10 protein-coding genes are annotated in these 16300 nt (G+C 70.7%); 5 read left to right on the top strand and 5 right to left on the bottom strand.

Features of this window, described 5'->3' with window-relative positions; all coding sequences use genetic code 11:
* The first annotated feature begins 71 nt into the window (after nt 1-71).
* From PUR53_RS24025 to PUR53_RS24015, 3 genes are read left to right on the top strand one after another with little or no spacing between them, the layout of a single operon-like run.
* Complete coding sequence (locus PUR53_RS24025) at nt 72-743, top strand: succinate dehydrogenase (RefSeq protein ID WP_329896324.1); 672 nt, start codon at nt 72-74, stop codon at nt 741-743.
* A gap of 2 nt (nt 744-745) precedes the next feature.
* Complete coding sequence (locus PUR53_RS24020) at nt 746-2713, top strand: fumarate reductase/succinate dehydrogenase flavoprotein subunit (RefSeq protein ID WP_329896267.1); 1968 nt, start codon at nt 746-748, stop codon at nt 2711-2713.
* Complete coding sequence (locus tag PUR53_RS24015; protein ID WP_329909620.1) at nt 2710-3459, top strand: succinate dehydrogenase/fumarate reductase iron-sulfur subunit; 750 nt, start codon at nt 2710-2712, stop codon at nt 3457-3459. The genes PUR53_RS24020 and PUR53_RS24015 overlap by 4 nt, the downstream gene beginning before the upstream one ends.
* A 93-nt stretch (nt 3460-3552) precedes the next feature.
* Here PUR53_RS24015 and PUR53_RS24010 read toward each other — a convergent pair whose 3' ends face one another.
* On the bottom strand, nt 3553-5619 hold the full coding sequence (locus tag PUR53_RS24010; protein WP_329909619.1) for a hypothetical protein: 2067 nt from the start codon (nt 5617-5619) through the stop codon (nt 3553-3555).
* A gap of 259 nt (nt 5620-5878) precedes the next feature.
* Between PUR53_RS24010 and PUR53_RS24005 the strand changes: the two genes are divergently transcribed.
* Both PUR53_RS24005 and PUR53_RS24000 read left to right on the top strand, forming a co-directional pair.
* Entirely contained in the window at nt 5879-6649 is a 771-nt protein-coding gene (locus PUR53_RS24005) for a GNAT family N-acetyltransferase (protein ID WP_329896264.1), read from the top strand.
* 4 nt (nt 6650-6653) lie between these two features.
* Nucleotides 6654-7517: a lysophospholipid acyltransferase family protein gene (locus tag PUR53_RS24000; RefSeq protein WP_329909618.1), complete on the top strand. Its 864-nt coding sequence runs from the start codon at nt 6654-6656 to the stop codon at nt 7515-7517.
* Here PUR53_RS24000 and PUR53_RS23995 read toward each other — a convergent pair.
* The 4 genes from PUR53_RS23995 to PUR53_RS23980 all read right to left on the bottom strand — a co-directional run bounded on the left by PUR53_RS23995 (nt 7481) and on the right by PUR53_RS23980 (nt 16297).
* Entirely contained in the window at nt 7481-8461 is a 981-nt protein-coding gene (locus PUR53_RS23995; protein WP_329909617.1) for an LLM class flavin-dependent oxidoreductase, read from the bottom strand. The genes PUR53_RS24000 and PUR53_RS23995 overlap by 37 nt on opposite strands.
* 323 nt (nt 8462-8784) lie before the next feature.
* Nucleotides 8785-13983: a family 43 glycosylhydrolase gene (locus tag PUR53_RS23990; RefSeq protein WP_329909616.1), complete on the bottom strand. Its 5199-nt coding sequence runs from the start codon at nt 13981-13983 to the stop codon at nt 8785-8787.
* Nucleotides 13984-14231: 248 nt separating this feature from the next.
* Nucleotides 14232-15191, bottom strand: a complete 960-nt coding sequence (locus PUR53_RS23985; RefSeq protein WP_329909615.1) for a GNAT family N-acetyltransferase — start codon at nt 15189-15191, stop codon at nt 14232-14234.
* Nucleotides 15192-15574: 383 nt separating this feature from the next.
* Nucleotides 15575-16297 carry an FAD:protein FMN transferase gene (locus PUR53_RS23980; RefSeq protein ID WP_329896259.1) on the bottom strand — a complete coding sequence of 241 codons (723 nt, stop codon included), beginning with the start codon at nt 16295-16297 and terminating at the stop codon, nt 15575-15577.
* Nucleotides 16298-16300 lie beyond the last annotated feature (3 nt).

The raw sequence follows: 16300 nt of genomic DNA, 5'->3' as shown, positions 1-16300 counted from the left end.
TCATGGGCATGGCTCTGGCAACGCGGACGGAACGGGCGGAGCGGGCGGCACGGTCGGCACGAAAACCGTCCCTGGCGCGCTCGGTGTGGGACAGCTCCCTCGGCAAGAAGACGGTGATGGCCGTCAGCGGACTGATCATGCTGGCGTACCTGGTCGTCCATATGCTCGGCAACCTCAAGATCTTCTTCGGCTCGGACGAGTTCAACGGCTACGCGCACTGGCTGCGCACCCTCGGCGAGCCCTTCCTGCACTATGAGTGGGCCCTGTGGATCGTCCGCGTGGTGCTCGTCGCCGCGGTGGTCGCCCACGCCACGGCCGCCTACCAGCTCAGCCGCCGCGACATCAAGGCCCGCCCGGCCAAGTACGTCCACAAGAAGCGCCGGGCGAGCTACGCGACCCGCACCATGCGCTGGGGCGGCGTCATCCTCGGCCTGTTCATCGTCTGGCACATCCTCGACCTGACGACCGGCACGGTCCACCCGAACGGCTTCCAGGCCGGACACCCGTACCAGAACGTGATCGACACCTTCTCCACCTGGTACGGCAATGTCGTCTACATCGTCGCGGTGCTCGCGCTCGGCCTGCACATCCGGCACGGCTTCTGGAGCGCCGCCCAGACCCTCGGCGCCGGCAGCCGCACCCGCGACCGCGCGCTGAAGACCACCGCGAACGTCCTGGCCCTGGTACTGACCCTGGGCTTCGTCTCCGTACCCGTCGCCGTCATGACCGGAGTGGTGAGCTGACCATGACTACGTCCTCCGAGTACTCCGCGTACGTGGACTACGCGACCGGTGCCCCGGTCGTCGACGGCAAGGCCCCCGAGGGCCCGATCGCCGAGCGCTGGGACAAGCGCCGCTTCGAGGCCAAGCTGGTCAACCCCGCCAACCGCCGCAAGCACACGGTGATCGTCGTCGGTACCGGCCTGGCCGGCGGCTCGGCCGGCGCCACGCTCGCCGAACAGGGCTACCACGTCGTCCAGTTCTGCTACCAGGACTCGCCGCGCCGCGCCCACTCCATCGCCGCGCAGGGCGGCATCAACGCCGCGAAGAACTACCGCAACGACGGCGACTCGGTCCACCGGCTGTTCTACGACACCGTCAAGGGCGGCGACTTCCGGGCCCGCGAGTCGAACGTCCATCGCCTCGCGCAGATCTCCGTCGAGATCATCGACCAGTGCGTGGCGCAGGGCGTGCCGTTCGCACGCGAGTACGGCGGACTGCTCGACACACGCTCCTTCGGCGGCGTCCAGGTGTCCCGGACGTTCTACGCCCGGGGGCAGACGGGCCAGCAGCTGCTGCTCGGTGCCTACCAGGCCCTGAGCCGGCAGATCGCGGCCGGCAACGTGGAGATGCACCCGCGCACCGAGATGCTCGACGTGATCGTCGTCGACGGGCGGGCGCGCGGGATCGTCGCCCGGGATCTGATCACGGGGAAGATCGACACGTACTTCGCCGATGCCGTGGTGCTGGCGAGCGGCGGGTACGGGAACGTCTTCTACCTGTCGACCAACGCCATGAACTCCAACGCCACCGCCGTGTGGCGGGCGCACCGGAGGGGCGCGCTGTTCGCCAACCCGTGCTTCACCCAGATCCATCCGACGTGCATCCCGCGCACCGGCGACCACCAGTCCAAGCTGACGCTGATGAGCGAGTCGCTGCGCAACGACGGCCGCATCTGGGTGCCCAAGGCGCGGGGTGACCAGCGGCCGGCGAACCAGATCCCCGAGGACGAGCGCGACTACTACCTGGAGCGGATCTACCCCTCCTTCGGCAACCTCGTCCCCCGTGACATCGCCTCCCGCGCCGCGAAGAACGTCTGCGACGAGGGGCGGGGCGTCGGGCCCGGCGGGCAGGGCGTCTACCTGGACTTCGCCGACGCCATCGCCCGGATGGGGCGCAAGGCCGTCGAGGCCAAGTACGGCAACCTCTTCGACATGTACCAGCGGATCACCGACGAGGATCCGTACGAGGTCCCGATGCGGATCTACCCGGCCGTGCACTACACGATGGGCGGCCTCTGGGTCGACTACGACCTGCAGACCACCGTCCCCGGACTGTTCGCGATCGGGGAGGCCAACTTCTCCGACCACGGGGCCAACCGGCTCGGCGCGTCCGCGCTGATGCAGGGCCTCGCCGACGGGTACTTCGTGCTCCCGGCCACCATCAACGACTATCTCGCCCGGCATCCGAAGCAGGACGGCATCGGCCCCGAACACCCCGCCGTCCAGGAGGTGCTGGCCGAGACCGAGGACCGGCTGAACCTGCTGCTCGCCGTCGACGGCGACCGTACCCCCGACTCCTTCCACCGTGAACTCGGTGAGCTGATGTGGGAGTTCTGCGGCATGGCCCGCACCGACAGCGGACTGCGGAAAGCGCTGGAGCGCATCCCGCAGATCCGTGAGGAGTTCTGGCGGCGGATCAAGGTCCCGGGGACGGGCGAGGAGTTCAACCAGTCCTTGGAGAAGGCCAACCGGATCGTCGACTACCTCGAACTCGCCGAGCTGATGTGCCTCGACGCGCTGCACCGGAGCGAGTCCTGCGGCGGTCACTTCCGCGAGGAGTCCCAGACGGCCGACGGCGAGGCGGAGCGCCGCGACGAGGAGTTCTCGTACGCCGCCGCCTGGGAGTTCACGGGGACCGGCACGGCCCCCGTCCTGCACAAGGAAGACCTGGTCTTCGAGTACGTCCACCCCACCCAGCGGAGCTACGCATGAAGCTCACCCTGCGCGTATGGCGGCAGCGGGCCGCCGACGCCGACGGCGCCATGTCCACGTACGAGGTGGACGACATCTCGCCCGACATGTCCTTCCTGGAGATGCTCGACACGCTCAACGAGGACCTCATCCTGCGCGGTGAGGACCCGGTCGCCTTCGACCACGACTGCCGCGAGGGCATCTGCGGGGCCTGCTCGCTCGTCATCAACGGGGACGCGCACGGGCCGGAGCGGACGACGACCTGCCAGCTGCACATGCGGTCCTTCTCCGACGGCGACACGATCGACGTGGAGCCGTGGCGGGCGTCGGCGTTTCCGGTGATCAAGGACCTGGTCGTCGACCGGTCGGCGTTCGACCGGATCATCCAGGCCGGCGGGTACATCACCGCGCCGACCGGGGCCGCGCCGGAGGCGCACGCCACGGCCGTCCCCAAGCCGGACGCGGACTTCGCGTTCGAGCACGCGGAGTGCATCGGGTGCGGGGCGTGTGTGGCCGCCTGTCCCAACGGGGCGGCGATGCTGTTCACCTCGGCCAAGATCAACCATCTGAACGTGCTGCCGCAGGGGGCGCCCGAGCGGGAGACGCGGGTGCTGGACATGGTGGAACAGATGGATGCGGAAGGGTTCGGTGGGTGCACGTTGGCGGGGGAGTGTGCGACCGCGTGTCCCAAGGGGATTCCGTTGGTGTCCATCACCGGGATGAACAAGGAGTGGCTGCGGGCTGCTCGTAAGGCCGGGAAGCGGTAGCGCCGTAGGTGGCCTGGGGCGCGCTGGAGCGGGCGCTGGTCACCAGTTAGACGTTCGCCGACCCGTGCGGACGGGCGGGGCCGGGGGTGGTGCTCATTCCCGGTCCCGCCAAGGTTCCACGGTCAGTGCCTCGTCGATCAGGGCGCGGAGTTCCTCGTCCTGGAGGACCGCCCGGTAGTCGGCACGCGGCGAGAGGCGGTGGTCCTGGTCCCGGAGGAGGCGCAGGGCCGCTGCGATGGCGGGGGTGAGTGCGCGGAAGCGGATGAGCGTGCGCAGTGCATTGCCGAACGGGCCGTACCACTGGCCACCGGCCGCGAACGCCAGGATCTCCTCCTCCAGGGTCGGCAGGGCGGACCCGGGGTCGCCTGTGATCGACCACAGGGCGATCGCCGCCTCCGTCCTGATCCAGCCCTGGGGGGCGGTCAGGGCGTGACGCACCCGGTCTGTGTACGGCACGGCCTCGGCGCCGAAGGCGGTGAGGTGGCCGACCATGCCGCTGCGGTGCTCCTCGCCTTCGGCCGACAGGGTTTCGCCGACGGCCCGCAATGCCGCGGCCGGGTCGGTGCCGCCGATACGCCAGAGGACCCAGTGCAGCGACGGGTGATTGTCCGGAGGTTCGAGGGACATGAGTTCGCGCAGGGCGGGCGCGGCGGAGGCGGCGGCCGAACCCATGGCTGCCAGGGCCTCGGTGGCTGCGTACGAGCGGAAGGGGTGGGTGACGTAGGCCGTGATCTCCGCCAGGGCGGGCAGCGCGTCCGTCTCCCAGGCTTTGAGGGTCTCCAGGAAGTCGGTCGTCAGGACGTCGGGTGCGCCGGGGTCGGTCAGGTTGCGGCGGAGTTCCTCGCGTATCGACGGCAGCAGGGTGTCCGCGTGGGCGCGGAGCGGGGTCAGGACGTCCGCGATCTCGGGTCGGCGGGGTTGGCCACTGGAGTAGCTGCCGCCGTCGAGTTCGTGGAACGGCGCGCAGAGCCGGTCGACCAGGCCGGGCAGCGCCCGTGGGTCGTCCATCCGGGTCAGCGCCCAGCAGGCGTGATCGCCGACGGTGCCTTCGTTGTACTCCTCCACGCCCGAGTCGTCGAGCAGAGCGGCCAGTTGATCGGCGTACGCCATGGCCCGGGGGCCAAGGACGCCGAGGAGGTGGGCCGCCCTGAGGCGTACCGAGGGGTCCGGGTGACGCAGCGCGCCGCCCGCGAGCGGTAGCGCCGCGGGTTCCACGGACCGGCGGGAGACCAGCAGCAGGAGGCAGCGGTCCAGCACGGCCCGCAGCAGATCCGCGTCCTCGCCCGGGGCCGCCGCCGAGGACAGCCCGGTCAGGAACCTCAACTCCTGGGCGGGGGTGTCGTCGAACAGATCGGCCGTCCGGTACGCGACAGTCTCACGATCGAAGGGATACTCGTAGTCCCGCTCGTACCAGACGGTCCCCCAGCGCGCACGCGCGGTCCGGTCGGTGAGCGCCTCCACCAGCAGATCCAGTTCGCGGACCGGCACCTCGGTGTCCAGGTCCGCGTAGGTCATCACGGCCGCGACCCGAAGAACGGGGTCGGGGTCCTCCAACGACGCGTCCAGGACGGCACGGGTCTCGGTGACCGTCGTGGCCCCGGCACCGGGGGCCGCCGCGAGACGGCCCAGCTCGAACAGCACCGTCAGCCGGACCGAGAGGTCCCGCTCGGCGCGCCAGCGCTCCAGGAGCCGACCGGGACCGTCCGCCAGCGGGATGGCCTCCCGGCGTACCGCAGGATCGGGGTCGGCGAGCAGGGGCTGTACCGCCCGGTGGGCGTGGCGCCAGGCCTCGGGCCACTCCGGGTCGACCATCTCGGGCGGGGTCCTCTCCGGCGCCTGGGACAGGACCACGAGCAGTTCCACGAGGGTCGCGCGGGCGCCCGTCCGGGGATCGGCGGCGAGCGCGACGACGAACGGCAGGGCGGCCGTGGCGGTCGAGGAGACGCCGTGCACCTCTGACCCCAGGTTGTCGAACAGCGGCCGGCAGTCGTCCTCCGTCGACTCCGGCCCCTTGTGGAACAACCGGCACAACACCCGGCGCACTTCCTCGGGCGAGACCTTCGGATCGACCGACTCCAGCCGGTCCCACGGCACCGCGTCCAGTGCCTCCGCCGACAGCTCCGCCACCCGTACACCCCGTTCGTCGATCAGTACTTCCATGAGACGGTCGTCCGGGCCGGAAGGTTGCCCCCGGTCACGGGCCGGTCACCGCCGTTCGCCGGTCATCGCCGCGACACCCGCTCGTCGACGGAGTCGGACGCCCCGGACACCTGGTCCGAGCCGTTCAACCTCCGCACATCCGGGCTCTCGCAACCGGTCACGCGGGTGTCAGTCGGCGTCGGAAGAACTAGGGCGGCGGACCGCACGTCCCCAGGTCCGCCCCTGACGCCGCCGAGTCGGCCCGTGACCAGGAGATGACATGACCGCCTCCACCCTCGACAGCCCGCCCCAGTCGACGGCCCCCACCCGCTACACCGTCACCCTGGCCCGCAGCGAGGAGGACGTCCGCGCCGCCCAGCGGCTGCGCCACGAAGTGTTCGCCGGGGAGATGGGCGCCCTGCTGGCGTCGCCGCAGCCGGGGCTGGACGTCGACCCCTTCGACGCCTACTGCGACCACCTGCTCGTCCGGGACACCCTGACCGGACAGGTCGTCGGCACCTACCGGCTGCTGCCGCCCGAGCGGGCCGCGGTCGCCGGGCGGCTGTACTCGGAGGGCGAGTTCGACCTCGGCCCGCTCGACGCGATCCGCCCCTCGCTGGTGGAGGTCGGCCGGTCCTGCGTGCACCCCGACCACCGCGACGGCGCGGTCATCAGCCTGATCTGGGCCGGGATCGCCCGCTACATGGTCCAGGGCGGCCACGAGTGGCTGGCCGGCTGCTGCTCCATCCCGCTCGCCGACGGCGGGGCCCTCGCCGCGGGCACCTGGGACCGGGTGCGGGCCAGGAACCTGGCGCCGGAGGAGTTCCGGGTACGGCCGCTGCTGCCCTGGGTCCCCAAGACCGAGGCCCCGGCCGGCCGTACGGAACTGCCGCCGCTGCTGCGCGGATATCTGCGGCTCGGCGCCTGGGTCTGCGGCGAGCCCGCGCACGACCCGGACTTCGGCGTCGCGGACATGTACGTGCTGCTGTCGATGCGCCGGATCAACACCCGCTACCTGCGCCACTTCCTCTCCCTCGTACCGGCGGCGTGACCCGATGAGCGTCTGGCTGCCGAGCGCGCCCTGCAGCCCGCAGGCCTGTGTGGAGACCGGGGCGTCGATCGCCGCCGCGCCCCGGGCCGTCGCCCGGTTCGCGGCGGTCGTGGCCCTGGTCCTCGTCGGAGTGCTGGTGAGCACCGTCGGACTGCGGGTTCAGGCCGGGGTCGTACGTCTGTGGTGCCGGGCGGTCGTACGGGCGTCCGGTGTCCGGGTACGGATCTCCGGCAGCGCCCCGCCCGACGGCGGGCTGCTGCTCGTCGCCAACCACGTCTCCTGGCTGGACATACCGCTGCTCGGCGCGGTGCGTCCGGCGCGGATGCTCGCCAAGGCGGACATACGGCGGTGGCCCGTGGCGGGCGCTCTCGTGGCGCGGAGCGGAGTGCTGTTCATCGAGCGCGACCGGATCCGGGCATTGCCGGACACGGTCACCCGCATCGCCGATTCCCTGCGCGGCGGTGCGGCCGTCGTCGCCTTCCCCGAGGGGAGCACCTGGTGCGGCCGGGCCCAGGGCCGCTTCCGGCGGGCCGTGTTCCAGGCCGCGCTGGACGCCGACGTGCCCGTGCAGCCGGTCCGCGTCCGCTACCGGTTCACCGAGGGCGGGGCGAGCACCACGCCCGCCTACGTCGGGGACGACTCGCTGCTCGCCTCCGTGTGGCGGGTGGTGACGGCACGCGGCGTCGTCGCCGAGGTGGACGTACGGCCCGTCATCGGCCCGGCCGGTCACGTCGACCGACGGGCGCTGGCGAGGGCCGCGCAGACGGCGGTGATCGACGTGGCGGCCATGGTCGAACACGCGCCCGAAGCGTTGGACGGGTGCCGGTCGGCTCAGCCGAGCCCCGCGATCCGGGCGAGCCTCGTGTAGGAGTCCAGCAGCGCCGCACGGTCGTACGTGCTCGTCGTGACCAGGACCTCCTGGGCGCCCGTCTCCTTGATCAGCGACTCCAGTTCGTACGCCACCTGCTCCTCGGTGCCGTACACCTGGCCGGCCAGCCCGGCCTCGTAGAAGCCGCGCTCCCTGGCCGTCATCGTCCGCCTCTCGACCTCCTCCGCCGGGGCGAGCGGCGGGAACGTGCCGTGCGTGCGGGAGTGGGCCATGGCCCATGCCTCGGGGAGCAGGATCCGGCGCGCCTCCTCCGGGGTGCCGGCGACGGCGATCGTGCCGGAGACGACGACGTACGGCTCCTCGGCCCACACGGACGGCCGGAAGGCCGCGCGGTAGCGGTCGATGCCGTGCCGCATCCGCTCGCGGTCGCGGAGGTCGCCGATCACCATCGGCAGGCCCGCCCGCGCGGCGATCTCGGCGCCCTCGCCCATCGCGAGCACGAACGGGGGGACGGTCAGGCCCTCCGGCGGGCGGGCGTGCACGCCGGTCGGGGAGGTGCCCCGGAACCAGGAGAGCAGCTCGTCCAACTGGCCCGCGAAGTCGTCGGCATCGTCCTTGTCCCGGCCCAGCGCCCGCCGTACGCCGTCCGTGAAGCCGACGGAGCGGCCGAGGCCCATGTCGATCCGGCCCGGGAACAGGGACTCCAGGACGCCGAACTGCTCCGCGACGATCAGGGGGCGGTGGTTGGGGAGCATGACCCCTCCGGTGCCCACGCGGATGGTGCGGGTGGCGGCGGCGACGGCGGCGGCCAGGACGGTGGGGGCGGAGCCGGCCACGCCCGGCACGCCGTGGTGTTCCGACACCCAGAAGCGGTGGAATCCGAGCCGTTCCATGTCCTGGGCGAGGTGGACGGTGTCCCGTAGGGCCTCGGGGGCGGAGTGGTGTTCGCGGGTGCGGGAGCGGTCGAGGACGGAGAGGCGCATATGGGGTTCAACGTTCTGGGGGTGGGGGGATTCCCGTACGTCGCGGGCCGCGGGTGCGTGGGGCTTCTCGCGCAGTTCCCCGCGCCCCTGAAAAGCAGGGGCTGCGCCCCGTGCTTTTCAAGCCCGCCACCCTCGCCTTTCAGACCTGCGGGGCCGTGGTTTTTCAGGCCCGCAGGGGTCTGGTCTTTTAGGGGCGCGGGGAACTGCGCGAGAAGCCCCACCGGCCCGCGCGAGACCATCCACCGATAGCCCCCCCAAAAAAACCGAGCCGCGCCCGGAAAATCCGGACGCGGCTCGGTCAAGGTGTCGGCGTTGCTCGGGGGCTACTTACGGCCGACCACGACCCCCTTCGTCTTCGCGGCCGACTTGTTCTCGTAGACCACCGCGCCCGAGGACTTCTTCCAGATCTTGATCTTGAAGGTGTCCGGTCCGTCCGTGGCCGTGATGCGGAACGCGTAGCCGGTCTTGCCGCCCACCGTGCCGGAGCCCTGGTAGACCGACTTCGAGCCGGTGACCACCAGCCAGTCGGAGCCGGTGGAGCGGAACTTCAGCTTGGCCTTGGCGAAGTCGAGCGCGGCCTTGCCGGTCGGCCGGGTGTCACCCTTGCCGTACTTGGCGCTGAAGGAGAAGGCCGCCGTGCCGGTCAGCTTCGGGCTCGCCGGGAACGCACCGGCCGGCGAGGTGAAGCTGCCCTTTCCGGTCGCGGAACCGGCCGCCCGGTCGTAGACGATCAGCTCGGGCAGCGTGCTGCTCGCCGAGGCGCCGTCGTCGTCGGTGACGGTGATCACCGGGCGGAAGATGCCGGCCTTGCGGTAGGTGTGCTCGGCCTTGCAGACGCCGGCGCCGATCTTGCCGGCGGTGGGCTGGGTGCCGTCCTTCCAGTCGACCTTGCAGGTGTGGGTGTCGCGGGTGCCCGGGTCGGTGAACTTCGCCGTGACCGAGGTGACCTTGCCCACCGCCACCGGAGACTTCGGGCCGGTCGCGGAGGTGATCTTCGGGGCCGCGTTGGTGACGGTCACGGTCGCCGTGTCGGAGCTGCGGCCGCCGGTCAGGGTGAGCGTGTACGTGCCGTTGTCGGCGCAGGTGACCGTGGTCTTCGCGGACTTGGCGTCGGCGAACACGCAGGGCACGTCGTTGCCGATCGTCCACTGGGCGGTGCCCGCGCCGGAGACCGTGCCGTTCAGCTGGATCTTGGCGCCTTCCTTGCCGGAGGCGTCCGCGCCGGCCCGGGCGATGGTGACCGGGTCGATGCTCTCCAGGGTCGGGACGACCTTCTTCAGCAGGCCGTCGGCGTCGAACTCCAGCTTGTCGATGGTGGTTTCGCGGTGCGTGCCGTCACCGCCGGGGATGGCGAAGCGGTGGTAGACGATGTACCAGTCGTCGGTGTTCGGGACGTGGACCACCGAGTGGTGGCCGGGGCCCTTCACACCGAGCGAGAGGTCCTTCTCCAGGATCACGCCCTGCTTGGTCCAGGGACCGGTGGGCGAGGAGCCGGTGGCGTAGGCGACCCGGTAGTTCTCGTCACGTGTGTCGTTCTCCGACCACATGAAGTAGTAGGTGCCCTTGCGCTTGATGACGAAGGTGCCCTCGTTGTAGCCGCTCGGGGTGATGTCGGTGACCTTCGAGGCGTCGAAGGAGACCATGTCGTCGTTGAGCGGGACCACGTACGCCCGGCCGTTGCCCCAGTAGAGGTACGAGGTGCCGTCGTCGTCGGTGAAGACCGCCGGGTCGATCATCTGCCCCCGGTGGTCGCCGGCCTTCAGCAGCGGCTTGCCGAGCGCGTCCTTGAACGGACCGGTGGGCGAGTCGGAGACCGCGACACCGATGTTCGCGTCGGCGCAGAAGTAGAAGTAGTACTTGCCGTTCCGCTCCTCCATCGCCGGCGCCCAGGCCCTGCTGTCCGCCCAGGAGACGTCCGGACCGAGGTCCAGGATGACGCCGTGGTCGGTCCAGTTGACCAGGTCCTTGGAGGAGTACGCCTTGAACTGCGTACCGCTCCAGCCCTCGAAGCCGTCGGTGGTCGGGTAGATGTAGAAGGTGTCACCGAAGCGGACGACGTTCGGGTCGGCGTTGAGACCGGGGAGGACCGGGCTCTTCATGACCACCGCCGAGACGGTCCAGGTGCGCTTCTCCCCGTCCGAGCCCGTGACCTCGTACGTGACCGGCTTGCTGAAGTCGCGCAGGGTGCCGGAGGCGGGGCTGATGGTCGCGCCGTGGGCGAGGGTGAACTCCGGTGCCAGGGCGGTGACATCACTGCCCGGGGCCAGCGGCAGGACGACCTTGCTGTCCTTGTCGGTGATGATCGCGTCGGTCTTGAGCGCCGGGTGGGTCGCCGCGGCGATCCCGGTGGTGTTGCCGCCCAGCTCCAGGACCTCGGCGGGCGTCAGGGCCCGGTTGTAGATCCGGAAGTCGTCGACCTCGCCGCCGAAGTACGGGTCGGGGGAGTAGAGCGACTTGCCGATGTAGCCGGAGTGGTCCTTCGCCGAGTCGTACAGGTCGGACGGCTTGACGGTGACCCCGCCGACGCGGGCGACCTCGGCGCCGTCCAGGTAGAGGACCGCCGTCTCGGTCGCGCCGTTCACCGTGACGGTGAGGTGCTTCCACTCGCCCGGGGTGAGCTGGGAGCCGCCGAGCATCTGCTTCTCACCGGACCAGGTGGCCTTGGTGATCGCGGAGAACAGCTTGCCGCCGCCGTTGGACGGAGTGGCGAACAGGTACTTGTTGCTGTCCGGGCCGAGCCCGAACAGCCACTGGAAGTTGTCGCCGCCCTTCCACTTCACGTACGTGGAGACGGTGACGCTGTTCGTGTCCTTCAGGACCCCGTTCGGGATCTTGACGTACGGCGAGCTGGAGCCGCTGTTGCCGCCGGACATCTTGAACGAGCCGCCGTCCACGCCGGTCCCGAAGTCGGGCGTACGGACGTAGGTGCCGTGGTAGCCGTGGCCGCTGGAGTCGCGGGCGATGCTGCCGCCGGTCTCGTCGAAGTCGTAGTGCAGGAGCAGGTCGGCGGGGACGTCCGGGCCCTCGGCGGAGACCGTGACCTCCGCCGTGACCTCGATCGCCGAGTCGCTGGCGATGTCGCCCTTCACCGTGAAGGTGCCGGCCTGCGCGTACTGCGACGCGTCCACGGCCTCCCAGGTGACCGCGACGGGCCGCTTCACGCCGTCCGCCGACTCGGCGATGACGGTGGCCGGCAGGACCGGGGCGTCACCGATGCGCGTCTCGACCTTGACGTCCTCGACGTCGGTGATGATCTGGTCCGGCTGGTAGGTCTGCAGCAGCCGGTCGTACTCGGCCTGGGTGACCGGGAGCACTGTGCCGTGGCGGGGCTTGGACGGCAGGTCGTAGCCGGTGGACGGGGTCCACACGCCGGAGGCCAGGTCGGTCGTCTCGAAGGGGATGTAGCCGCGCCCGCCGAACTCGTCGAGGAACGCGTACCACTTCTCCTCGGTGTTCGACTTGAACACCAACGGGCCCTCCGCCGCGCTCATCTCACCCTTGCCGATGCCCTCGGCGACGGCGGTCCAGGAGAGGTTGCGCAGCGTGTCGCTCTTCTCCTCGAAGATGAACTTGCTGTTGGGGGTGGAGGAGCTGTTGTTCCGCTCGTCCTTGGAGAGGCGGAAGTACTCGCCGTCGTGCCGGATGACCGTGGAGTCGATGACCGAGTAGCCGCGGTCGATCCAGACCTTGGGCTCGCTGAAGGTGTAGAAGTCACGGGTCGTCGCGTACATCATGCGGTTGTACGTGTCGCCGGAGTGGGCCTCGTTGTCGTACAGCTTCGACGCCCAGAACACCACGTACTCGCCGAGCTCCTCGTCGTAGTACGCCTCCGGGGCCCAGGTGTTGCCGGCCGAGTCGGGGGAGACCTTCACCAGGCGCTGGTTCGTCCAGTTCACCAGGTCGGTCGACTCCCAGACCATGATGGACTTGCTGCCGGTGCGCTGGGAGGCGTCCCAGTCGCCGTTGCCGTAGATCCGAAGGTCCGTGGCGATCTGGTAGAACTTGTCGCCCTCGGGGGAGCGGATGATGAACGGGTCGCGCAGACCCTTCTCACCGAGCGTGGACGTCAGGACGGGCTTGCCGTCGTTCAACTCACGCCACTTCAACGGGTCGTTGCCCTTGCTGAGGGCCGCGTAGAGCTGCTCGCCGTCCGAGGTGCCCTCGCCGGTGAAGTAGCTGAACATATAGCCCTTGAGGGCTTCCTTCTTCGGCAGTTCCGGCACCTTCGCGGTGAAGACGCGGGTCTTCTTCGCGTCGCCCTTGGTGACGGTCGCGGTCAGCTCCACGGTGGTGGCGCCGTCGCCGTGCGCGGGACGGTGGACCACCCCGTCGTCGGTGACGACGGCCGTGTTCGCGGAGGACCAGGACACCTTCGTGGCGAAGTCGCCGGACGTCGGGAGCGTCAGGTTGCCGCGTGCGTCGTCGAGGTTGTGCACGGTCAGTGCCTCGGCGGCCTGTGTGACGGCGGTCGTGTCGTCGAAGGCGGGGAGGACCGTGACCTCGAAGGTCTTGGTGGCGCTCGCGGGGCCCTTCTTCAGGGTCGCCGTCAGCGTGGCGTGGCCGTCCGGCTGACCGGCGGCGGGGCGGGTCACCGCGCCGGAGTTCGAGACCACGTCCGTGTTGTCGCTCGCCCAGGTGATGGTCGAGCCGCCGGCCGTGCCGGTCTTCGGCAGGTCCAGGTCGGCGGTCACCGCGCTGGTGTCGCCCAGGGTGAGGGCGGCCTTGTCGGCGGCGACGCCCTCCGCGGCGATGGGGAGCGAGAGCTGCTCGACCTCGGAGCCCGCGAGGGCACGGTTGTAGACCCGGAAGTCACGGATCTTGCCCTTGAAGAGCTTGTCGCTGGTGTAGACCGACTTGCCTATGTAGTTGGCGGTCGTGGTGCCCGAGCCGATGGACCCCGGGGTGGTGGTGACCGAGGTGTTGCGGCCGACCTCCACGCCGTCCTCGTACAGCACGCCCGTGGTGCCGGTCTGGGTGTAGGTGAGCTGCTTCCACACCGAACGGGTCAGGTTGTGCGAGTCGGAGGGCCGGGTGTTCTGCTCGGTCGACCAGTTGCCCGACGCGATGGCCGTGCGCAGGGAGTTGCCGGTGGCGAAGAGGTAGCCGTTGCCCGCGCCGTTGGTGGTGTTGCCGAAGCCGTAGATGAAGTACGGCCCGGTCTGCGACTCGTCCATCAGCACGTCCATGGAGACGCTGATCGAGTCCATGCCCTTCATGACGTCGTTCGGCACCTTGACGTAGGTGTCCGAACCGTTGAAGGCGAGGCCCTGGCCGTTGCCCGTCCAGCCGGCGGTGCCGTTCACCGTGCCGTCGCGGCCGTTGCCGGAGGCGTCGGTGACCGTGGTGCCGGAGGCTGCGTCGAGCTTGTACCAGAGGGCCAGGCCGTCGGTGAGGTCGGCGTCGTCCGCGGCGGCCGGCGCGGCGGGCCCGGCGAGGCCCAGGAGCAGCGACGCGGCGGTGAGCCCGGCGAGCGGACCCGCCCAGCGTCTCGCGCGGCCGCGCAGACGTGCGATGTACGTCATGTGGAGTATCCCTGCTGAGAGCACGACAGAGGAAGGGGGGCGAGGAGTGACGGGAAGACAAGGGGAACGGGGTCGAGAAAGGGCGGGAACCCTCGCCCCGGGTGTCCCGCTGTTTCGGCCATGTGACGTCGTGTTGCGAGAGTGTCAATCGACGTGTGGTGAGGCGTCAAGAGGTTTCGAACAATGTCCGACAGGTCGAACGAAGAGCCCCCGTCCTCGAAGGAGAACGGGGGCTCGGGTACCGGTGCCTACCGGACGGGGCGTATCAATTCCCACGTGTCGACCGCGAAGTCCCGCTTCATACCGTGCCGTTCGTAGAGGGCGAGGGCGCCGGTGCTGTTGTCGGTGTCGACGCCGAGGCTGACGCGGTCGCGGCCCAGGGCCGCGTAGTGACCGAAGGTGTGGCGGAGCAGCAGGCTGCCGAGGCCGCGGCCGCGGGCCTCGCGCAGGACACCGATGCTGCTGATCCAGGCCGCGGCGGAACGGTCGTTGCGGGACCGCAGGGCCGCCACGTCACCGAGGCCGTCGACGTGCGCGATCCAGACCAGCGACCAGTCGACGTTCTCGGCGTCGATGTCGTCCAGCCACTGCTCGTAGGTACGCGGCTGGAAGTCGAAGTGGTCGGCGAAGGCCGTCTGCAGCAGGGCGTAGGCCTTCCTGCGGTCCTCCTCGGTGGCACAGGCACGCAGGGTGACACCGGGCGGGAGCGCCGGCAGGGGCTCGGCGGGGGACAGGGGGCGGGTCATGACGTTGTAGCGGCGGACCGTGCGCCAGCCGCGTCCGCGCAACGCGTCCAGGTCCATCGTGGGCGTGATGTTGAGGTGCATGTGCACCACGGCCCGGTCGGCACCGTTGGCCGCCGCGCGCTCCGCCGCCCGTGCCTCCATCAGGTCGAACAGGTGCAGCGCCCCCAGCGGTTGGTCCGGCAGCGTGTAGTGGTCCATGTCGATGCGTTCGCCGCCGGACTCGTCCCACTGCAGGCCGTACGCCACGAGGCGGTCCCCGTCGAAGAGCAGCCAGGAGTCGCGCTCCAGGTCCGCCTCCGGATGCTTCAGATCGGCCTGCACCTCGACGAGTTCGGTCTCGGCGCGGCCGATCTCCAGCAGGTCGATCTCGTTGAGCAGCGCGCACACCGCCTCCGCGTCGTCGAGCGTCGCCGGGCGCACGGTCAGGCCCGGTGGGAGGGGGGTGGGGTGCGTCGTGGTCATGGGGTCACTGTCGGGGGCGGGGGCGGGGGCCGCAACGGGATTTCGGTGGGCCGGGAGTAGCGGGGCGCCCGGTGGCCTTGCTCGGGCGGGGGTGGGGGCGCTTACCGGCGCTGACAGGGTGCCGCCTGCGCCCACCCTCCCCCACTCTCGGCTTCGCTCGAGCGGGAGGTGCCCCCATCGCCCCAGCGGCACGATTGCCCGCAAGTGGTGGGGGCGGTGGGGGTGGTGCGGCGGGTGATGGGGGCCGCAGGCCCCTTCAGGGGCGCGGGGAACTGCGCGATCAGCCACGTACCACCCGCAGTCGCCGAACGACCCGCACCCCCGAGCCATGAGGCGCCCTCACACCGCACCCCCGAGCCATGCGGCGCCCTCACGCCGCACCCCTACGCCGCCACCGGCAACCCCGGCGTGCGGAAGACCCGTTCGCGGGCGTCGACCGCGAAGACCTCGCAGCCCTCCCGCGACGCGGCCCACTCCACACCCTCCGCACCCATCGCGAACGCGGCCGTCGCCGTCGCGTCGGCCTCGGTGAGGGACGGGGCCACCACCGTGAGGCTGAGCAGACCCGTCGCCGGTCGGCCGGTGCGGCCGTCGAGGATGTGGTCGCCGCGCTCGTAACGGGCGGACGTGGCGACCGCGCCGTCCGTGACCGACAGAACCGCGCAGAGCCGGTCGGCCCGCTCCGGATGCCGCACCCCCACCCGCCACGGCCCGCCCGTCGCCGCCACGTCACCACCCGCGTTGAGGCACAGCCGCTTCGCGCCCAGCCCCGTCAGCAGCTCCGCCGCGCGCTGCACGGCCCACCCCTTCACCATGGCGCAGGGGTCGAGCCCACGCCCCGGCAGCCGTACGTCGAACGCGCCGCCCGACGCCACCCGGTACTCCTCGCAGAGAGCCAGCACCTCGGCGAGGTCCCGGCTGATCTCCTCCGGTGCCAGCTCGCCCCGGTCCAGCCGCGACACCTCGCTGTCGGCGCGGAACGGGCTGAACCGCGCGTCGACCTCGCGCAGCCACGCGAACGCCGGCTCCGCGGCCTCGGCGGTGGCCTCCTCGTCCTCGATCAGCAGCGAGATCGGGAACCCCATGATGTGTTCGACGCGGCGCATCGG

The organism is Streptomyces sp. SP18BB07, assembly GCF_036322545.1.
Classification (GTDB): Bacteria; Actinomycetota; Actinomycetes; order Streptomycetales; family Streptomycetaceae; genus Streptomyces; species Streptomyces deccanensis.
The sequence above is the reverse complement of the archived record's forward strand: the minus strand, read 5'-3'. Positions and strand labels throughout refer to the sequence as shown.